The sequence below is a fragment of the Edaphobacter sp. 12200R-103 genome (genome assembly GCF_010093025.1).
Taxonomy (GTDB): Bacteria; Acidobacteriota; Terriglobia; order Terriglobales; family Acidobacteriaceae; genus Edaphobacter.
Window position 1 is genome coordinate 3,566,331 of sequence record NZ_CP048114.1, and the last position, 20,219, is coordinate 3,586,549.

The 20,219-nt window shown below is 60.2% G+C and carries 20 protein-coding genes; 14 read left to right on the top strand and 6 right to left on the bottom strand.

What is annotated here, in order from left to right:
- Window positions 1-27: 27 nt before the first annotated feature.
- The 3 genes from GWR55_RS14870 (at window position 28) to GWR55_RS14880 (ending at window position 5,244) form a co-directional block, all read left to right on the top strand.
- A complete protein-coding gene (locus GWR55_RS14870; RefSeq protein WP_238398443.1) occupies window positions 28-1,374 on the top strand; it encodes an alpha-L-rhamnosidase in 1,347 nt (448 codons plus the stop codon).
- Window positions 1,375-1,768: 394 nt separating this feature from the next.
- On the top strand, window positions 1,769-3,886 hold the full coding sequence (locus GWR55_RS14875; protein ID WP_238398444.1) for a glycosyl hydrolase family 18 protein: 2,118 nt from the start codon (window positions 1,769-1,771) through the stop codon (window positions 3,884-3,886).
- Between the two features lie 335 nt (window positions 3,887-4,221).
- Window positions 4,222-5,244 (top strand): acetylserotonin O-methyltransferase, encoded by a 1,023-nt coding sequence (locus tag GWR55_RS14880; protein ID WP_238398445.1) that lies wholly within the window; start codon window positions 4,222-4,224, stop codon window positions 5,242-5,244.
- 52 nt (window positions 5,245-5,296) lie between these two features.
- Here the strand turns inward: GWR55_RS14880 and GWR55_RS14885 are convergent, their stop codons facing one another.
- From GWR55_RS14885 to GWR55_RS14900, 4 genes are all read right to left on the bottom strand, one after another.
- On the bottom strand, window positions 5,297-6,484 hold the full coding sequence (locus tag GWR55_RS14885) for an alginate lyase family protein (RefSeq protein ID WP_238398446.1): 1,188 nt from the start codon (window positions 6,482-6,484) through the stop codon (window positions 5,297-5,299).
- 61 nt (window positions 6,485-6,545) lie between these two features.
- Window positions 6,546-7,379, bottom strand: a complete 834-nt coding sequence (locus GWR55_RS14890; protein ID WP_162402960.1) for a phosphatase PAP2 family protein — start codon at window positions 7,377-7,379, stop codon at window positions 6,546-6,548.
- 303 nt (window positions 7,380-7,682) lie between these two features.
- Window positions 7,683-8,141: a DoxX family protein gene (locus GWR55_RS14895; protein WP_162402961.1), complete on the bottom strand. Its 459-nt coding sequence runs from the start codon at window positions 8,139-8,141 to the stop codon at window positions 7,683-7,685.
- A gap of 89 nt (window positions 8,142-8,230) precedes the next feature.
- Window positions 8,231-9,151: an MBL fold metallo-hydrolase gene (locus GWR55_RS14900; RefSeq protein WP_162402962.1), complete on the bottom strand. Its 921-nt coding sequence runs from the start codon at window positions 9,149-9,151 to the stop codon at window positions 8,231-8,233.
- Window positions 9,152-9,510: 359 nt separating this feature from the next.
- On the opposite strand from GWR55_RS14900, the gene GWR55_RS14905 reads away from it, so the two are divergent.
- The 6 genes from GWR55_RS14905 (at window position 9,511) to GWR55_RS14930 (ending at window position 14,318) form a co-directional block, all read left to right on the top strand.
- On the top strand, window positions 9,511-11,010 hold the full coding sequence (locus GWR55_RS14905; protein ID WP_162402963.1) for an asparagine--tRNA ligase: 1,500 nt from the start codon (window positions 9,511-9,513) through the stop codon (window positions 11,008-11,010).
- 67 nt (window positions 11,011-11,077) lie between these two features.
- On the top strand, window positions 11,078-11,743 hold the full coding sequence (locus GWR55_RS14910) for an MT-A70 family methyltransferase (protein WP_162402964.1): 666 nt from the start codon (window positions 11,078-11,080) through the stop codon (window positions 11,741-11,743).
- On the top strand, window positions 11,744-12,334 hold the full coding sequence (locus tag GWR55_RS14915) for a BglII/BstYI family type II restriction endonuclease (RefSeq protein ID WP_162402965.1): 591 nt from the start codon (window positions 11,744-11,746) through the stop codon (window positions 12,332-12,334).
- Window positions 12,335-12,885: 551 nt separating this feature from the next.
- Window positions 12,886-13,362 carry a glyoxalase/bleomycin resistance/extradiol dioxygenase family protein gene (locus GWR55_RS14920; protein ID WP_162402966.1) on the top strand — a complete coding sequence of 159 codons (477 nt, stop codon included), beginning with the start codon at window positions 12,886-12,888 and terminating at the stop codon, window positions 13,360-13,362.
- A 205-nt stretch (window positions 13,363-13,567) separates the two neighbouring features.
- The gene (locus tag GWR55_RS14925; RefSeq protein WP_162402967.1) at window positions 13,568-13,999 is read left to right on the top strand and encodes a cupin domain-containing protein; all 432 of its coding nucleotides are present in this window, start codon (window positions 13,568-13,570) and stop codon (window positions 13,997-13,999) included.
- An 82-nt stretch (window positions 14,000-14,081) separates the two neighbouring features.
- Window positions 14,082-14,318 carry a hypothetical protein gene (locus GWR55_RS14930; RefSeq protein ID WP_162402968.1) on the top strand — a complete coding sequence of 79 codons (237 nt, stop codon included), beginning with the start codon at window positions 14,082-14,084 and terminating at the stop codon, window positions 14,316-14,318.
- On the opposite strand, the gene GWR55_RS14935 is transcribed toward GWR55_RS14930, so the two are convergent.
- Entirely contained in the window at window positions 14,315-14,824 is a 510-nt protein-coding gene (locus tag GWR55_RS14935; RefSeq protein WP_162402969.1) for a carboxymuconolactone decarboxylase family protein, read from the bottom strand. The genes GWR55_RS14930 and GWR55_RS14935 overlap by 4 nt on opposite strands.
- A gap of 163 nt (window positions 14,825-14,987) precedes the next feature.
- Between GWR55_RS14935 and GWR55_RS14940 the strand changes: the two genes are divergently transcribed.
- The 3 genes from GWR55_RS14940 to GWR55_RS14950 all read left to right on the top strand — a co-directional run bounded on the left by GWR55_RS14940 (window position 14,988) and on the right by GWR55_RS14950 (window position 17,066).
- A complete protein-coding gene (locus GWR55_RS14940) occupies window positions 14,988-15,869 on the top strand; it encodes a sigma-70 family RNA polymerase sigma factor (protein WP_238398447.1) in 882 nt (293 codons plus the stop codon).
- Between the two features lie 162 nt (window positions 15,870-16,031).
- A complete protein-coding gene (locus tag GWR55_RS14945) occupies window positions 16,032-16,598 on the top strand; it encodes an AAA family ATPase (protein ID WP_162402970.1) in 567 nt (188 codons plus the stop codon).
- A gap of 225 nt (window positions 16,599-16,823) precedes the next feature.
- The gene (locus GWR55_RS14950) at window positions 16,824-17,066 is read left to right on the top strand and encodes a hypothetical protein (protein WP_162402971.1); all 243 of its coding nucleotides are present in this window, start codon (window positions 16,824-16,826) and stop codon (window positions 17,064-17,066) included.
- Between the two features lie 36 nt (window positions 17,067-17,102).
- Here the strand turns inward: GWR55_RS14950 and sseA are convergent, their stop codons facing one another.
- On the bottom strand, window positions 17,103-17,939 hold the full coding sequence (gene sseA / locus GWR55_RS14955; RefSeq protein ID WP_162402972.1) for a 3-mercaptopyruvate sulfurtransferase: 837 nt from the start codon (window positions 17,937-17,939) through the stop codon (window positions 17,103-17,105).
- A gap of 127 nt (window positions 17,940-18,066) precedes the next feature.
- Here sseA and GWR55_RS14960 point away from each other — a divergent pair, with 127 nt between their 5' ends.
- Complete coding sequence (locus GWR55_RS14960; RefSeq protein WP_162402973.1) at window positions 18,067-19,272, top strand: D-alanine--D-alanine ligase family protein; 1,206 nt, start codon at window positions 18,067-18,069, stop codon at window positions 19,270-19,272.
- A gap of 50 nt (window positions 19,273-19,322) precedes the next feature.
- The gene (locus GWR55_RS14965; protein WP_162402974.1) at window positions 19,323-20,213 is read left to right on the top strand and encodes a VOC family protein; all 891 of its coding nucleotides are present in this window, start codon (window positions 19,323-19,325) and stop codon (window positions 20,211-20,213) included.
- Window positions 20,214-20,219 lie beyond the last annotated feature (6 nt).

Here is a 20,219-nt window from a genome sequence, read left to right on the forward strand (position 1 = left end):
CTTCGGCAGACGTACTATGGATAAGTTATGCGACCATGCACTTTCGCTGAATCCAAAGTAACGAGGCGGAGTCTTCTGAAGTCGGCGGCGGCTGCCACAGCACTGCATGCGAGCGGAGCTTTTGCGTGGGCTGGTCAGACCGCGCTGCCGTCCAGCTCTGCAAATGACGCTCGCTGGCGGCAGACCTGGAAGGCCGCGCTCGCGTGTCTCGCGGGAAATGTTCGCCACGTTCCCCGGTACGATCAGCCGGTGTTGTTTGAGGGTGCAGTCTATCCCGGCATATGGCAGGAGTGCGGTCCGCACGAGGGCCTGGTCTACGGAACCCTGGCAAAGTACATTACCGAGCACGATCCGGCGAAGGCTCCGTTGAAGGTCGCTCGCAACAACCACATGGCCTTCTTTGCACTGCAGCACGAAGACGGTCAGCTGCCTGCCTCCATCAAGACGACCGAAGCAGGATACGGACAGATCCAGATGGTGGTGCCTATCGCAGCCACTGCGTGGGAGCTTTCGCAGCTTACCCACGACGAAGAGCTGCTGGCGACAGCCTACAAGGCCTGCAGCCGTTGGGATGCCTGGCTGCGTCGTTATCGCAACACGCGTGGTACAGGTCTGGTTGAGGGCTTCTGCACGTACGACACGGGACACGACAACAGCCCGCGCTGGAAGGGCGTTCCGAACCGCTGTCCCGATGCCGATGCGAGAAAGTTCCCCACCGGCGTCGGCGTGCCGCGGCTCTGCCCCGATCTTTCGGCCACGGTCTATGGAGGCCGCGTAGCTCTGGCCGCAATGGCCAAAGCTCTGGGCCAGCAGGACGAAGTCTCCCGCTGGGAGTCGCAGGCCGAGGAGCTGCGTCTGCTCATCCTCGCAAAGCTGTACGACCCTCACGATGCGGCCTTCTATGACCTGGATACCGATAACAAGTTCGTCCGTGTGCGGTCCGACGTGATCAGCCGCGTTCTGGGCGAGCATGTCCTGAAGATGTCAGAGGTCCACGACCGCACGATCTTCGAAGCCGTCTGGACCAGGCAGATCCATAATCCAAAGGCGTTCTGGGCGCCGTATCCTCTGACCTCCATCGCGATGGACGACCCCACCTTCGTCAAACCGATTCCCCGCAACAGCTGGGGCGGGGCTATCCAGGCCCTGACCGCTCTCCGAGCGCCGCGCTGGATGGTGCACTACGGCAAAGGCGAGGCCCTCAAAGAGATGATGGGCAAGTGGTGCGAGGCCATCATGCGGCACATCGAGTTCCGCCAGCAGATGGATCCGTGGACGGGCGACTTTACGCAGGCCGATCCCAGCGGGTATTCTCCCGCTGCACTCACGTTTCTTGAGTTCGCACGCAGGCTGGGCCATGCTCCGGTCGGCTAGGGACTGCATACTTGGCGGATGCTCGATCTGATCTGTGGGCTACCAAACGCATTCTTGGAGGGGGTGTCATCCTGAGCGGAGCGCGCCAGCGCGGAGTCGAAGGATCTGTGGTCCGGGATGGATGGCTGAGCCAGCAGACCGCAGATCCTTCGACCCCGCTTCTTGCGATAAGACCGCGAGAAGGCTTCGCTCAGGATGACACCTTCCTGATGTTGCAGTGATTGCCATTTTCCGAATGACTGTTATCGACCGACTTACTCGAATTGACTACAAGAAGGCATATTGGGACAACTACGATGAGATTTGGGTTCATAGATACCCCAGCTAGGGCAATTGCCAGTTGCCGTGTGCCAGCCGTTTGACGATGCTTGCTCTCACCATTTCCGGAGAACATATGACGCAATCTATGAGAAGGAAGGCGCTGGGACTTCTTCTATTCTGCCTGGTGTCGTTTGGCTATGCGGGCGCGCAGGGAACCGTACCGACGTTTGTCGATAACACCGGCGGCAAGCCGTATACGCTGATGGGCGCAGACCCGGCAAAGGGCGCTACGACCACCATCCCGACCGTGATCGCACCCGTCACGCTCTCGTTTGAATCGAAGAAAGTCGCGGGCAAGCCCTTCGCCCTGGACGCAGCCAAAGATGTGCCCGCACTTCTGCGGTCGCCCATCTTTGCACCCTTCAAATTCGGCGCGGAGACGACGCAGTACGCCGATGCGATGCTGCGCTCCACCTTTCCCAACGCGAAGCAGTGGCACACGCTGCTCGGCAAGCCTGAGATCAAGCCGGTGAAGGTGACCATTCCTGCAGGCTACGGCTATGTCCTCACGTCCAAGTCGACAGGCGAGGTGGCGGCCGTAGTTGATCTCGAGTTCCTCCAGAAGGAGATCTTCAAACAGCTTCCGAAGCAGGAGGGCAAGCTGGTCTTCGCAGTCACGCACAACACGACCTTCTACGCGATGGGCGACGCCACGGTATGCTGCTCCTGGGGAACGCATGGCGTCGATCGCGCGACCGGCAACTCCTTTGTGCTGGCCAGCTATCTGCAGCGTGCTCCTGTGCCGATCGCCGACAAGGACGTACAGCCGCTCACGCAGCAGCTTGCGGAGTTCGTCAACGATCCGCACTTCGATCCGCTCTATCAGCATGAGCTTTACGAGCAGCACCTCGACCCGGCATCGGCGCCCGGCAATGCCGTCAGCTGGATGCGCCCTGATTCGATGCATCCTGGCGACGGAGGTCGCTGCGGAGGCAACCGCATCGCTTCGACCTACTTCCAGCTCCAGCCGACGGATACCAACCTGAAGAACAACTTCCCGGCGTCGGAGCCCTACACGGTCGGCAGCTATCACGTGCAGAACGTCGCCCTGATGTCGTGGTATGCCGGCTCGTCTGAGACACTGGGCAAGACCTACAGCTTCCCCGACACGAAGATCCTTGCTGAGGCCGCGCAGCCCTGCCCTGCGCGGCGTGGGCGCGGCCCCGTCGCAAACCCGACCGCTGCGCCGATCCAGCCGCCTGCGACCGACAACGGCCACAGACTCATCGGCTACTGGTCCGGCTACGCAGGAGCCAGCGGGACATTTCCTCTGCGGGACGTCTCGCCCCAGTGGGACTACGTCCTCGTGGCCTTCGCCACGCCGGACAAGAACGCGCCGGAGGGAACCCTGCAGTTCCACACTCCGACTGGAATGGATCCCGCAACGTTTAAGGCTGACATTCAGTACCTCAAGAGCAAGGGCAAGAAGGTCATGATCTCGCTCGGCGGAGGCGGGCAGCACTTCACTCTGGCAGACCCGGCGCGCATTCCCAACTACGTCTCATCGGTCACGAAGATCGTCGAAGAGTACGGCTTCGACGGTATCGACATCGACTTCGAAAGCCCGTCGCTCTCGATCGATCCCGGTGACACCGACTACCGGCATCCAACGACGCCCTCCATCGTCAATCTGATCACGGCGCTGCGGCAGCTTCACGATCACTTCGGGCCGAAGTTCATGATCAGCCTGGTGCCCGAAGGAACCCAGATTCCCGGCGGATACCCCAGCTACGGCGGGCAGTTCGGGTCGTACCTGGCGATCACCTACGCGATCCGCGACATCCTCACCTTCATCGATGTGCAGGACTACAACACGCCCCCGCTGCAGGGTCTCGATGGGGAGATCTACCAGGCCGGCAACGTGGACTACCACGCCGCGATGACGGAACTCCTTTTGCATGGTTTCAACGTGGGCGGCGATCCCAATCAGTTCTTCCCTCCGCTTCCGGCAGACAAGATCGCCGTGGGCTATCTTGTGGGTGACGTCGAGCCGACCGAGGTAACCCAGTCCATGGACTACATCATCACCGGCAAGGCTCCGGCAGGCACGCGCTACAAACTGCAGAAGCCCCAAGGCTATCCCGGAATGATCGGTGCGATGTTCTGGACTATCGATGGAGACCGCCGCCAGAACTACGTCTTCTCGAACTCCGCGGGACCGCTGCTGCACGGCTATCCCACTTCGAAATAGTCTTAACTTCACCTGAGACAACAGCCAGCCCGGGATTCGTTCCCGGGCTGGTTCCTTTAAAATCCGTATAGCCGGGGCGAATGCTCGCGGGGCATTAGACCGATGGTGCATGACACGCTCCCGCTCTGGTTACTAAATTTTCACCCGATTCTTCTCATCCCAATCTCAGTCTGCCGTATCGTATCTTCATCGCGTCGATTGCATCTTTTCTATAGTTTGCGTGACGTGCGTCGGATGCTTCCGATGTGGGCCCTTTGCACCATTTTTCCGGGAAGACAAGCGAAGAGCGCTGCTTCGTAGAGTGTGCGTCGTGGCAATTCGCAATGGAGGATAGTTTGGATATACAGAACGGTGGCCCCGTACCGGATCACATCTTGCAAACCGGTCTCGCCTTCTGGGCGTCGAAGACGCTGCTGAGTGCGGTCGAGATGGGACTCTTTACGGAACTCGCAGACCGCCCCGAGAACTTCGCTGCACTGAGCGGAAGACTTGGCCTGCATCCGCGTTCGGCGCGAGACTTTCTCGATGCCCTGGTCGCCCTCGGCTTCCTGGGCCGTACCGGCGACACCTACTGCAACACCCCCGAGACGGAACTCTTCCTCGATCGCCGCAAGCCCAGCTACATCGGCGGCATCCTCGAGATGGCGAACGCCCGGCTGTATCGCTTCTGGGGCAGCCTGACCGAAGGTCTCCGCACCGGCCTGCAGCAGAATGAGGCCAAGGAAGGAGAGGCTGCGACCTTCGCGGCTCTCTACGCCGATCCGGCCCGCCTGCGCAGCTTTCTGAGCGCAATGTCTGGCATCAGTCATGGAGCCAATCTGGCCATCGCTCGAAAGATTCCATGGTCGAAGTACAAGACCTACGCCGACCTGGGAACAGCGCAGGGCGATCTCGCCGTTCAGATCGCGCTGGCCAATCCCCATCTAAAGGGCATCGGTTTCGATCTTGCCGAGTGCGGTCCCATCTTTGAAGAGTATGCCGAACACAACGGAGTCGCTGATAGGCTGCGCTTTCAGCCCGGAGACTTCTTCCGCGACACCATGCCACAGGTCGACGCCATCACCATGGGGCACATCCTTCACGACTGGAACCTCGAGCAGAAGAAGATGCTCGTGAGAAAGGCCTACGATGCGTTGAATCCGGGAGGTTCGTTGATCGTCTATGACGCCATGATCGACGATGACCGCTCGAAAAACGCTTTCGGTCTGCTGATGAGCCTCAATATGCTGATCGAGACCGAAGGCGGCTTCGACTACACCGGAGCCGACTGTATTGCCTGGATGAAAGAGGCCGGCTTCCGTGAGGCCCATATCGAGCATCTCGTCGGACCGGACTCCATGGTCGTCGGAATCAAATAGCTCATCCAGGGCATACGCATCGCTGTGCCGTCATTGCAGCGGTGCGTATCCTTCACAGCATCCAGAGCAGTGGCTGGCGAATCGGAAAGTTGCGGTTTACCTCTGCGTCCTTCGGATCAGGATCGAGCCTCTCCCACAGCTTGAGATACTCATCCCGCCCGCACGCCAGTCCGCAAAACAACAACCCGGGAGAGCGCACCGGCCATGCATCGAAGTGCTGCACGTCCTTTGCATAGGGCCAGCTCGACTTGTCCTTCAGATAGGGATACAGAAACTCCGCCGCGCGACACATTCCGCGCCCGTCGGTCGTAGCCCAGCGTATCTCCTGCTCGCCTCCCAGCGACCACGCCAGTCCCGCCATCACATCGAAGTTGAAGATCGAGTAGCCGTAGGGCTTTGTGCGCTTCAGCTCGCGAGGATAGCTGCCGTCACGACTCATCTGCTCGATCAGCACGGTCTGGTAGCGCTCGCGTATCTCCTGGCGTGTAGGCTCGTCGTTTACCAACCGCGCAAACTCAGCCGCCTGCAGGGCCCACGCTACTGCATGATTGTTCGAGGCATCGCGCTCGGCCATACCTTTTTTGCTGTGTTGCAGCCAGCCCAGATACTCGCGAAACCACGCTGCCACGCCGGCGCTGTCTTCGTTCGTCATTGCTTTTGTCTGTTCCAGCACACTTGCCGCGCGCGCGACCTCCGCCAGATGCAGGGTGTCAATGATGCCCCAGGATCGCCCACTCACTCCCTGCCGCACGGCCTGCGCATATTCGAGGTTGGGCGTCATCCGCGTCGCCGCAGTAACGAACCACGCACGCAGATGCTCCACCGCACGATCTGCATAAGCCTTCTTCTTTGTCACCACCCACCCTGCCGTCAGCGCGGGCACGGCCATCGCCATCGCCAGCATTGCCTTGCGATGGTCGAGAAAGTTATCCGGATTCGACTTGCCATCGACCTCGACATAAGGCCCCGCCGGATTCTTCGGATTCGGCCAGAAGTAGTCCGCCTCGGAGTAGAAGTCATGCGGACCGCCAGGGGATCGCTGCGCCGGAAAGCTCGTCACCGTCGCCACAGGAACCTGCATCGATCTCGCAGCCAGGCGCAGCGTACGTGCACGATCCACGCGCCGCACCAGCGCCGCGCCATCCTGCTCTGTTGCTGCCCATCCCCGCACCCCGCGCGATGCGATCATCGCGCCCATCACTCCGCGCAGAAAAACGCGGCGGCTTGCCTGCTGTGTCATGCCATCTCCAGCAAGAACTCTAACAGCATGGCCGCATGAAAAGGTTCAACGGAACGGGAACTTACAACCAGGGAAGACACGCCACGAAGACAATCACAGCAACAAGTGCGCCTGCCAACACATCTGCCGCGTAGTGATAGCGCCCGATGACCGCCCCCAGAGAGATCAGGATCGCAATCACGAGAAAGATCGCGCCGATCCAGTGAGAGTAATAAAGCAGCACCAGCGCAATCGCAAATGCCGAAGCGACATGCGCGCTGGGAAACGAGATGGCATGAATGCTGCCATGACTCAGTATCCAGCGATTCACCTTTCTGCCTGCGCTCGGCTGTCCCGATGTACTGGTTCCGCCCTCCGCCAAAGCCCGTGGAGGAAGTGCCGGAACCAGCGGCGTAATGGCATAGCAGAGGTACGTCGCAATCAGCAGCACCAGCCAAAAGCCCCCGATCTTCCCCCGCAGACCCGCGGCATAAACCGTCAGCACAGCCACAGGCACCAGCGGATAGCACGAGAGATAGGCCATCTCCAGCAGGAAACCGATCGAGTTCGGCGCTGTTCCGGACCTTCCGGCAACATCAGGCAATAACCAATAGTCGATCTCCAACAGGCGGCTCTGAATCTCCTTGTTCGGCCCCAGGAAGAACTGTCCGGTCTGCCAGTACGGCACGAGAAACAGCGCCATGGTGACGAAGTCGAGGAGTACAAGGAAGGAGTCCCGTGAGAGCGCCCTCGCGCAAAGCTGTGTCAGCGCCAGGACGACTAGGGCACACGCGGCCAGCCCCGTCATGTTCCAGCGCCGGCGTGATGGTAGCGGGCGCGAGGTGAACTGCGTCATCCACCCTGTCAGGCAAAAGAAGACGGCGAATCCGCCCTGAATCCATTCGGAACTGCGCATCACAGGCTGTCTCTCCCCGGCGTCGAAACTTACCTCGGGCCAGAGCATTTCCCGCGAAGATGTAGAGCGAACTACGAATGTACGCGCCGTTTTCTTTCGAGGAAAACGGCATTCGTAGATGTTTCCTGACACCCTATCATCGCGGGAAATGCTCTCAACGTTACTCTTCCTTCTTCCCCGTAACCTTATACGATCGGGCTTCGACAGAGCACAAGAGACTTCCAGCAGCAATCACGCCAACACACTCACAGGCCGCGATGCCCGCCGCCCGTGGCAATGGCGCGAAGTCCGCGACGAGACCAGCTACGAGCGCCTCTTCCGCATCCATTCCCTCAGCGAAAATGGTCCCGGTCCGGTACACACCAGCGCCGCCAGACATGCCAGGTACAACAGATCGCATTCATATCCCGGAGGGCCGAACTGTGCCCCGGCTGCCGTCACACTTATCAGATGAATGGAGCTGAAGCCATAAGGAAGGTGCACTGTAAAGATGGCCACCAGCAGAACGATCGCTATCGGCACACTCGCGGCCACGATCCACATTCCCAGCAGTACCGCTGCTCCGCCAAAGATCTCAGTCAGGATCGTCAGCCACGCCATCCAGTGAAACGCCGGAACATGCATCGCGTGAAGGATCGCCGCGAATTTGTCAGGGCCTTTCGTCAGCTTTGCCAGGCCATGCTCCATAAAGCCATAACCGACAATTAAACGAAGCGGGAGAGGAGCGCATCGCGCCAATCGATCTCTTGTGTTGATCGCCATACCTCTTGTTTGATCCGCTGCAGCCGAAGTGGTCACAACTCGCCGCAAAATAGATGCAAAAGAGATACCGGCTCGGGAGCCAGCCTCAGCTACCTCGCTTCGGCATAGGCTGCGCGCACCGCACCGGCCAGCCTCCCCGTATCGGGATACCGCCCCTGCATCTCCGCCGTAATCGTCTTCACCGCCTCATCCTGCGACTTGCCTTCCTTCTTCAGCGCTGCCGCACGGTCGCGAATGGCCGTCAGGTAAACACGATAGTTCGCCATATACGTCGCATCGCCGATCGGTCCATGGCTCGGTACCACGATCTTCGGCTTCAGTGCATCCAGTACATCCAGACTCTTGAGCCAGTGCGATACAGTCGAGTAGGGGCTCGCAAACGAAGGCATCCCCTTCATCGCAATATCGCCCGAAAACAGCACGGAATCGCCCGGTACAAACACCGCCGTATCGCCGCGCGTATGGTTCGGGCCCATCGCCAGAATCCGCGCCGTTACACCACCCAGGTCCAGCGTGTACTCCTTGTCGAACGTAATGTCAGCCTTGCGAAACTTCGCACCCTTCAACAACTCCGCGTTCACCGCCGACCGCTTCATAAACACGTCGGCCAGCTGGTAGCCAAACTCGTCAATGTCCTTGATCTGGTCCTCAGAACGAATCATCTTCGTCGTCCCCGGAAACGCCCCCGCGCCCAGATCGTGCTCCGGATGCACATGCGTCGTTACCAGGTACAGCGCCTTGCCCGGAGCAATCTTCTCTACTTCGGCGAGCACCGTGCGCCCATTGCGCTCGCCCATGCCCGTGTCGATGACCAGCGCAGCCCGCGTCCCCACCACAAACCCGATATTCGGAACGCCCGGCGTCGTGTCCTTGTCCTCAATCGCATACACATGCGCCGTCAGCTTGCGCGTCGCATTCGCCTGCACCATCGGATCGCGGGGCGCGTGCTGCTGTCCTTCAACACCGACCGCCACAAACATCATCAAAGCTATTGTGATTAATGAACGCATCTCGAGCGACCTCCATCCGGCAGCATCATCATATGCCGCGAAAAGGCCGACCTGTCATTCTGAGCCAGAGCAGCGTAGTGGCGTGCTCCGCTTTCTTTCTGAGAGAGTGCCCTCTCGAATGAAGGCGCAGCCGCAGGATCGATCTTCTCTTCATTCGAAAGTGTCATCCTGAGCAAAGGCGTAGCCGTAGTCGAAGGATCTGCGGTGAGTGCTGCCGCAAAATCTTCAGGAAGTGTCATTCCGAGAGACCCTGAGCAAGCGAAGCGCGTCGAAGGGGAACCGAGGAACGCCGCATTTCGTCCGAGGCGCCACCAATTCGACCACGCCTCAAAATCCCCCACGAGTAAACTCATTAAGCCATGTCCGAAACATCAGCAACCCCCGTCGTCACCATCGCCACTATCGGCCAGCACGAAGGCAAGACCGTCACCCTGCGCGGATGGCTCTACAACATCCGCTCCTCGGGCAAGCTGCTCTTCCCGACGTTCCGCGACGGCACCGGAACCATCCAGGGCATCGTCCCCAGGGCCGCAGTGCCGGAGCAGGTCTTCGAGACCCTCAAGGGCTTGCAGCTTGAGTCGTCGCTGACGGTCACCGGCAAGGTCCGCGCCGACTCCCGCGCACCCTCCGGGTACGAGCTCGACGTCGAGAACATCCACGTCCTCTCCGCCGTCTCCCCCGACGATCCCTTCCCCATCACCCTCAAGGAGCACGGCGTCGACTTCCTCATGGAGCATCGCCACCTCTGGCTGCGCACGCCGCGCCAGTCGGCCATCCTGCGCGTCCGCGCCACCATCATGCGCGCCGCCGCGGAGTACTTCGACACCCACGGCTTCGTCCGCACGGATCCGCCCATCCTGACGCCCAACGCCTGCGAAGGCACCAGCGAGCTCTTCGAGATGGACTACTTCGACGACGACAAGGCCTACCTGACGCAGTCCGGCCAGCTCTATATTGAGGCGACGGCGCTTGCTCTGGGCAAGGTCTACAGCTTCGGCCCCACCTTTCGTGCCGAAAAATCAAAGACACGCCGCCACCTCACCGAGTTCTGGATGATCGAACCCGAGGTCGCCTTCCTCGAGCTCGACGGCCTGATGGACCTGGCCGAAGCCTTCATCACCCACATCGTCACGCGCGTGCTCGAGCAGCACCGCGCCGACCTGAAGGTAATCGGCCGCGATGTCGCGAAGCTCGAGGCCGTTGTCGCCCACTCCGGCAACGCCCCTGAATCCGTCATTCTGAGCGAAGCGAAGAATCCCCGTATTTCGTCCGAAGCGCCACAGACGCCCACGGAGACAAACCAAAGTGTCATCCTAAGCGAAGGCGCAGCCGAAGTCGAAGGATCTGCGGTCAAGACTGCCGCCAACCGTTTCCCAAGATTGAGCTACGAAGAAGCCCACGCCATGCTCGAAAAGGCCTACGCCGAAGGCAAACTCGAAAACCCGCACAAGTACGGCGACGACTTCGGCTCGCCCGACGAAACTTACATCAGCAGCCAGTTCGACAAACCGGTGATGGTGCACCGCTACCCCGCGGCCATCAAGGCCTTCTACATGCAGCCCGACCCGCACGACCCCACCAAGGCACTCTGCGTCGACGTGCTCGCCCCCGAGGGCTACGGCGAGATCATCGGCGGCTCCCAGCGCGTAGACAGCTACGACCTGCTCAGGCAGCGCATCGAAGACCACAACCTCCCACTCGCCGCCTTCCAGTGGTACCTCGACCTGCGCAAGTACGGCTCCGTCCCCCACGCCGGCTTCGGCATGGGAATCGAACGAGCCGTAGCCTGGATCTGCGGGCTGGATCACGTGAGGGAGACGATTCCGTTCGCTAGGACGCTGAACAGGATCTATCCCTAGTTCCCAAATGGGATCACGGGGCGAAATTCGAGCGAAAATCCACACCAGTTCCAGCTAATATTACGCAATGCTGCACAAACTGCCTGAGCCTACCGACCCCTCGGAAGAGTTGAGAACTTTCGTCAACGGACGCCGTTTCGGCGCAATATTGGCTGACCCTCCATGGCAGTTTCAAAACAGAACAGGCAAAGTAGCGCCAGAGCATCGCCGTTTGTCACGATACGGCACATTGACTCTGCAGCAGATTAAGACACTTCCAGTTGTGCATGCTGCCGCACCTGCATGCCATCTTTATCTGTGGGTTCCAAACGCGCTTCTTCCTGAAGGATTAGAAGTGATGAAGTCATGGGGCTTCCAGTACAAGACGAACATTATTTGGCACAAGATTCGTAAAGATGGCGGTTCAGACGGCCGAGGCGTGGGATTCTATTTCCGCAACGTGACCGAGATTCTGCTGTTCGGTATCAGAGGGAAAAACGCTCGAACGTTACAGCCTGGCAGAACTCAGGTTAACTATTTGGGGAGTCGTAAACGTGAGCACTCACGCAAACCCGACGAACAGTACCGCTTGATCGAAGAGTGTAGCTGGGGACCATTTTTGGAGTTGTTCGGCAGAGGAACGCGAAGAAATTGGATTACGTGGGGCAATCAGGCTGAAGATTACTCCCCAACCTGGAACACATATTCGAATCACTCACGTTCTGAAAGCTCTTTATTTACGAAAGTCAACTGAATGGGCACAAGTCTAATTCCAGAGGTCATCCATCGAAAATTTGAGATTGCCGAGCGACATCATGCCTCATCAATTCTCTACACAGATTTTTCATCAGAGTGGGACGATCTAATCGAGATGCTTTCAGGATTTAGTCTTCCGAAAAGTAAGATCGTAGCCGCAGGCAAAAATAAATCTCCAATCTCCAAGGGTATAGATAAATTCTTCTACGATAGAGGCTGGAAGGAACACACCTTTGACATCAAGGTCATCGCAGACGATAAAGAAACATTGACTCCCACTCATCACGTGGACTATTTCAAAAATCGTGTTGCTGTTGAAACAGAATGGAATAATAAAGATCCGTTCTTTGATCGCGACCTGACGACATTCCGCCTTCTATTCGAGCTAAATGTTCTAAGTGTCGGCGTTATCATTACTCGAGCAGCCGAACTTCAAAACATATTCAATTCACTCGGCAAGGGAAGCTCCTATGGAAAGTCAACTACACACATGGGGAAGCTCGTGCCGAAGATCGAGAACCGAGCATCAGGCGGATGTCCCGTATTAGCATTTGGAATCAAAGCGGAAGCTTACGATCCGAATAACTAACGCAAGTAGGGGGCTGGTGGCCCCATACATCAAACTCATTCCGTACTTCGGGTGCCCCATTCATGCAGTCTCATCGCAGGAGTGGGACATTCGCGCAGAGCGCGAACCCGCACCTTTCTCTGGTTCCCATTCGGCACGGAGCTGCTCCTGATACTGCAACCTATCAACTGCGTTCCTCTTCCGAAGCGCGAACGATCTCTGGAATCCGGCATCGTCCCATTTAGTCTGTCTGCGCATGAGATGACCTCACATTAATATCAATATTGCGGTCCTGCCGGGTGCCCCGTCTTCGCGAAGCCGAGGTGGGCATTCGCGCGAAAGCGCGAAGCATTTTTCCCTCTCCTCACGACTCAGACTTTCAACATCCTTTCACTCGCCTTCCTCCGCCGAAGGGAGTACCTTATCCCGGTACGCAACCACGTCGGACGAAGCACCCGGCAGCCCAACCCTCCCCATAGCTTTCGGCCCACAAAGAACGACTCGATCAAAACCACTGCCGCGTGCACGCCGTAAAACCTCCACTCCTAACCCACATTCCTGAGGGGAACATCATGGCAGACAAGGTCTCGTATCTTCCCAAGGGCTACAACTCCGTCACGCCTTACCTGGTCGTCAGGGGCGCCGCGAAGGCCATCGATTTCTACAAGAAGATCTTCGGAGCCACCGAAACCGTCCGCATGCCGGGCCCCAACGGCACCATCGGCCACGCCGAGCTCACCATCGGCGACTCGCACATCATGCTCGCGGACGAATCGCCCAGCATGGGCCCGGGACACATCAGCGCCGACACCGTCGGAGGCAGCCCCGTAAGCCTCTACGTCTATCTTCCCAATGTCGACGAAGTGATCAAGCGCGCCACCGCAGAGGGTGCGAAGCTCCTCAAGCCGGTCCAGGACCAGTTCTACGGAGATCGCTCCGGCTTCATCCAGGATCCCTTCGGACACCTTTGGGGCATCGCCACCCACATCGAAGACGTCACTCCCGAAGTGATGAAAGAGCGCCTGCAGAAGATGATGCAGCCCGCATAGCCTGATGTGGCAGGAGGCAAGCCGCAACTCCCCGCCTCCGCCACGAATCCGGGTGCCCCATCTTCGCGACAGCCTCATCGTCGCTAAGGTGGGACATTCGCGCAAAAGCGCGAACTCATTAACCTCTCTCCCGTGCTCATTTACTTCGTGAGAGTTACCATATCCACGGTCCAAATCACCTCACCGGACCGCGAGGATCACCCCAATGACCACCTCCGCCACCCACCCCACCTCCAGCGAATGCCGCCTCCTTCAGCCCGGCAAGACCTTCATCGGCAAACAGGGCCTCGAGTACGCCGTCGGCATCTCCGCCGAAGCCGTTGGCTCGCAACACATCCACATGCAGCTCGTCACCATTCCTCCCGGCGGACGCGCCCACGCCCACAAGCACGCCTCGCACGAGACCGCCATCTACGCGCTCCAGGGCGAATCGGGCGTGTGGCACGGCGAGCGCCTGGAGCACCACACCATCGTGCGGCCCGGCGACTTCTTCTACATCCCCGCCAACATGCCGCACCTTCCCTACAACCCCAGCACTACCGAACCGGTCGTCGCCGTCATCGCCCGCACCGACCCCAACGAGCAGGAGAGCGTCGTCCTTCTGCCCGAGCTGGACAGCATCCACCCCCCAGCCTGAGCCCTTCAGGACCATCCGGAACACGGCACCCACCGGGACGCATCTACCCAACCACGCCCTCAGCCGAGTATCGTAGAGAGCCATGCGCACCCGAGCCACCTTCCTCGCCCTTGCACTCGCCGCCACTCTGCCCGCCATCGCACAGACCGCATCCAACACCCTCACCCCGCAGGAGAAGGCCCAGGGCTGGCATCTGCTCTTCGACGGCAAGACCTCCAACGGCTGGCACGGCGATCACAGCCCGAACTTCCCGACAACCGGCTGGCAGGTTAAGGACGGTATGATCTCTGTCACCGAGCACGGCGGCTGTTCTGTTTAGCGAGCGGCTGCGGCGTGCTCCGCTTGCCATTTCTTTGCCTCTGCCGATTTCACCCACTGCCCTGCAATCTGCCGTGTGGAGACGTTGAGGCGGTTCCACAGGTTGATGACGGCGACGTTCAGGGCCAGGGCCGCGAGAGCCTTCTGGTCGTAGAACTGCGCTGCCTCGATCCAGACATCGTCGGGAACTGGATCGGAGCGGTCGGCCAGGCGGGTCGCGGCCTCGGCAAAGGCCAGGGCGGCGCGCTCCGCAGCGGTGAAGTAGGGAGCGTCGCGCCATGCGCCGACGGCGATCAGGCGCTCGTCGGTCTCGCCGATCTGCCGCAGCGTGCGCGCGTGCATGTCGACACAGACGCTGCAGCCGTTGATCTGGCTGGCGCGCAGGTAGACGAGGTTCAGAGTGAGGGCGGGGACGCCATTTTCCTGTTTTGCTGCGGCGCCGAGCGCCATGAGGGCCTGCATGGCCTCCGGCGATAGATTGGCGGGAAGGGCGAGTCGTGGTTCCATGGTTCTGTATCTCCTTGAGGGATTGGGAATTGACCGTCGAGACAGGCTCCACGGCGACGCGATTTCCGCCGGCTGTCACACTCGGCAGAATCGGTTCGTCATCACCATGACGGAGCTGATCGGAGCGATGTGACAGCTTCAGGGCAGAAGATCTTTTTGAGGGATGACAATGCCGGCACAGGAATGGGTGACAGAACAGTTTGAGCAGAACCGGGGTCGTCTGCGCGGGGTTGCATTCCGGATGCTCGGCTCCCTGAGTGAGGCGGACGATGCCGTTCAGGAGGCCTGGTTACGTCTGAGCCGTTCGGACGCCGATCGGATCGAAAACATGGGAGGCTGGCTGACGACCGTGGTCAGCCGCGTGTGTCTGGATATGTTGCGCTCCAGAAAGTTGCGCCGCGAAGAGTCGATCGAGGTCCAGCCCTCTGCGCCTGCGGCGGCCGCGGTGTCCGACCCGGAGCGCGAGGCTGTCATGGCCGACTCGGTGGGTGTGGCACTGCTGGTCGTGCTGGATCGCCTGGGGCCTGCCGAGCGGCTGGCGTTTGTGCTGCACGACCTGTTCGGTGTGGCATTCGATGAGATCGCCGGGATCCTGGGACGAACCGAGATGGCCACGCGGCAGCTGGCGAGCCGGGCTCGGCGCAGGGTGCAGGGCGCTCCCGCTGAGGCATCCGGAGACACGGGCCAGAGGCGAGACCTCGTTCGCCGCCTCTTAACGGCTCTCCGTGCGGGAGACGTCCCGGGGATGGTGGCTGTGCTCGATCCGGACTTTGTCCTGCGGGTGGATGAGGCATCGATGCAACCGGGTGGTCAGCGCGAAGTGCATGGCGCCGAGGTCTGGGCCAGGCAGGCGGTGGTCTTCGCCCGAGGAGCGCGTTTTGTGGAAACCGTGCTGGTGGACGGTGTTCCCGGAATGCTGCTGGCTCCGCATGGACGCCTGATGCGGGCGTTGCGTTTCACCTTTACTGAGGACCGGATCGCGGCTATGGAGGTGATTGGCGATCCCGGCCACCTGCGCGAGTTGGAGCTGGCTGTCATGGAATAGCGGGGGCCCCATTCGGTTTTGATCGGGGCAGGCTCTAACGCGGCGGCCCTTCGGGCCTCCGATCGAGGTGGCACTTCCTTTGGGAATCGCTCAGATTCTCGATGGAGAGAACGTATCGCCGGCGGCAGGCTCTCTTTCCCTTCTGCCGGAGATATTTTGCCGATGATCAAAGAATCCGCTTGCAACTTTGCAAAGTTCTACTATCGTGTCTCCATCCATAGGAGCGCCGCCATGAATGTTTCACGCAAGATCATGCCTGGCCGAATACCCTCTTCCCACAAGTTGTCCGCCGACACCCTTCGAAGACTTCGGGGTGTGGCCTCCGGGGCCACGACTGCCGCTGTGTCCAGCACTTTGCTGCTGACCGGCAACGGCGCCAGCACCGCAGCTGCGGTGCTGGCGCTGGCAGAGGAGACCGGGCGCAAGCTCGTCCATGTCGACCTCTCCGCGGTTTCCTCGCAGTACGTGGGAGAGACAGAGAAGAACCTCGACCGCCTCTTCGCCACCGTCGATCCTGCACACGCCATCCTTGTCTTCGATGAGGCCGACGCTCTCTTCGGCAAACGGAGCGAGGTCAAGGACGCGCACGACCGCTACGCCAACGTCGAGCTCTCCTGGCTGCTCGAGCGCATCGAATCTTTTCCTACCCTGGCCGTCTTCTCCCGGAGTTCCGGCGACGAGCTGCCGCCGGGCTGCCACTTCTGCAATCACATCCGACTGCCGCAATAACGCGGTTTTCAAAGGCAATTCATGGGCCACAGCAGGGCCGTCGGATTCACCGTACATTCACCAAAAGAAATTCTTCAGCCATCAATCCCTCCGGCCACATCCGGCGTCCCATGAGTATCGGATCATGAAGATGGACTGTAAAAAATGACCGAACGATCCGATCTCTCCTCGCTCCGGCTGAAGCAGCGCGTTTGATCTTTACCGACGAGGACAGGAGGAAGCTTCATGGCTATGACACCTGTCTTTACCTGCCTGTGCGGAGTCCAGAAGAAGACAACCAATCATTGGGTTCTCGCCTCGGTAACTCCTGCTGGAATCACTTTTATGCCCTGGGACTGGAAGCTGGCACAGAGCGACGACGTCATCGTGCTGTGCGGAGAAGGCTGCGCTGCCGCTCTGCTGAGCCGTTGCCTGGGAGAATGGAAGCAGGCAGCCCCGGTCGATAAGGAACTCGCTGTAGCGGTCTGACGCCGCTCCTTACCATCGCAATCAGGCCAGCGGTATTTACGCTTTTTCGATCACGGCCTCGGGCTGCTGTGCATACTCTGCCCAGGAACCGTCGTAGAGGCTTACCTGGGTAGCTCCCGCTATTTCGAGTCCCAGCGCAATCACTGCTGCCGTCACGCCTGAGCCGCAGGTGGTCGTGACGGGTTGTGTCACGTCCACGCCCTTTGCAGCAAAGAGTTGGCGCAGTTCCTGCGCATCCTTGATGCGTCCATCCGCCGCCAGCTCCGTAAACGGTACTGAGCCTGCGCCTGGCATATGGCCTGAGCTGAGGCCAGGGCGTGGCTCTGGAGCTGTTCCGGCAAACCGTCCAGCCGAACGTGCGTCAAGAATCTGCCCCTTCGCCGCGATGATCTGCTGGACTTCGGCAAAGCTCTTCACCGCCGGGGCATCCAGCTTCGCTTTAAAGCTGGCCGTCCTGCGTTTGACCGCGCCGGATTCGACCGGTTGCCCCGCCGCCACCCATGCCTGCAGCCCGCCGTCCAGAAGGTGGACTTCGCGTGCACCGAAGGTACGCAGCATCCACCAGGCGCGCGGGGCCGAGAAGACGCCCGTCTGCTCGTAGACCACGATGGTCATGTCGTCCCCTACGCCGAGCTCCGCCATGCTGCGCGAAAACTCCTCCGCGCCGGGAAGCATGTGGGGCAGCGGTGTGCTGTGGTCCGAGAGCTCGTCGATGTCGAAGAAGACCGCGCCGGGAATGTGACGCTCCAGGTAGCGCCCGCGCGTATCGACGGGAGGAACGACGCCCACCGGAGGCAGCGTGGCGTCGAGCACGACCACCCGCGGGTCGCCCAGGCGTTCCGCGAGCCAGGAGACAGAGACCAGAGGATTCATAGGGACAGCTTACTTGTTCTGTGCTCTTTTCGCAGGCGAGCCAACTACCGCTCCCGAGGGTACCGCGCCGGATTACCTGCTCGAACTTCCGCACTATTCCTCTGCCGCTTGTCGGAGACTGGAAGAGATGAAGAAAAAGCAGTGCATCGGAATCCTCTTTGGCGGGCGGTCCGGCGAGCACGAGGTCTCGCTCCTCTCTGCCGCATCGATCCTCAAGGCCATCGACAAGAAGAAGTATGAGGTCGTCCCCATCGGAATCACCAAGGAGGGCCGCTGGGTCACGGCCTCTGACGCGCACGCCCTGCTCACCGGCAGGCAGGCGCCGGAGAATCCACGGCTGGCTGGCGATCCCGCAAGCACACCGACCGCCGCCGTTCTCAAGCGCGGCGAGGCGGTCATCATACCGCCGGTTCCCGCCGAATCGCTGCAGCCGCTGCAGTTGAGCGCAAGCGCCGTGGCTGCAACCCACCCTGCGCTCGATCTCGACGTCATCTTCCCGGTTCTTCACGGAACCTTCGGCGAAGACGGCACGATCCAGGGACTTTTTGAGCTTGCCGACATCGCCTACGTCGGCTCCGGCGTGCTGGGCTCGGCCGTCGGTATGGATAAAGCCGCGATGAAGAAGGTCTTCGCGGCAGCCGGTCTTCCGCAGACTCCGTGGATCTCGCTTCTGCGCAGCGAGTGGCGCACCAACCCGCGAGCCTGCACGAAGAAGATTGAAGCCGCGCTCAAGTACCCGCTCTTCGTGAAGCCCGCGAACCTCGGCTCATCGGTGGGAATCAGCAAGGTCCACGACCGCTCCGAGCTGGCCGCGGCCATGGATGAAGCTGCCAGCTTCGACCGCAGACTCGTCATCGAGCAGGGCGTCGGCGGCACGGGCGCAAAGCCGCGCGAGCTTGAGGTCGCCGTGCTCGGCAACGACTCGCCCGAGGCCTCCGTCGTCGGCGAGATCGTTCCCGGGGCGGAGTTCTACGACTACGAGGCCAAGTATCTCTCCGACGCGAGCGTTCCCATCATCCCGGCAAAGCTGACCGCCGCCGAATCGAAGCAGATTCGCCAGATGGCTATCGAGGCCTTCAAGGCATGCGACTGCGCCGGTCTGGCTCGCGTCGACTTCCTGATGGAGCCGGCACCGAAGAAGGGGAAGAGCGCGAGAAAGCCGCGCATCTTCCTCAACGAGATCAACACGCTTCCCGGCTTCACCAGCATCAGCATGTACCCCAAGCTGTGGGAGGCCTCCGGATTGTCGTATAAGCAGCTTATCGACCGGCTGATTCAACTGGCCATCGAGCGCCACCGCGAAAAGCAGGAGACGAGCTTCTCACGCGGGTAAACGGATGGCTTCATTGACGTGGCCAAGGGAGCAGGGTAAAGTGGCGCACGATGAAAAGAGTCTTGGCACTCGCGTTTCTTATGGCTGCTGGAACGTTGGGCTGGTCGCAGCAGCGCCCGGCGATCACTGGCATCGCCTTCGTCCGCGTCTACACCAGCGATGCTGTAGCTTCAGCGAATTTTTACGGCAAGACGCTGGGTTTCAGCTCCAGTAGGGCAGGAGCGATCACGCGCTATCCAGTCAATGACCTGCAGTGGATCGAGGTGGCTCCGTTGCCTTCGCCTGCTCCGGCTTCGCGGCTTGAAGCTGTCGGCTTTATGACCCGCGATGCGCAGGCGCTTGAGAGCTATCTGAAGGGGCATTCGGTCCAGATCGTCGATCCTCTGCGCAAGGGCCGCTTCAGCGTGCGTGACCCTGAAGGCAACCTGATCTTCTTCGTCCAGGAGGTCAAAGGCGCAGCGGTTCCTCCGGCCGTGCCTGCGACTGCGGTCTCACACCGCATCATCCACGCCGGTTTCGTCGTCAAGGATCGCGCGACAGAGGATCGCTTCTATCGCGACCTCCTCGGCTTCCGGCCTTACTGGCATGGAGGACCGGACGACACGAAGACGAACTGGGTCAGCCAGCAGGTTCCCGATGGTTCGGACTGGCTGGAATACATGTTGAACATCCGTCCCGACGCTACGCTGAAACAGCTTGGGGTGTCGAATCACATGTCGCTGGGAGTAGCCCACATGAGCGACGCCATCGCTGCTCTTGAGCGCAACCACTGCGAAGGCCCCAGCTGCACGGCTTCCAAGACAGGACGCGACGGCAAGGTGCAGCTGAATCTCTATGATCCGGACCTGACGCGTGTCGAGATGATGGAGTTCCAGCCTGCGGAGAAACCCTGCTGCTCCGAATTTACCGCGAGCCATCCGACCGAAAAAGAAGCCCGCTGATCCTGA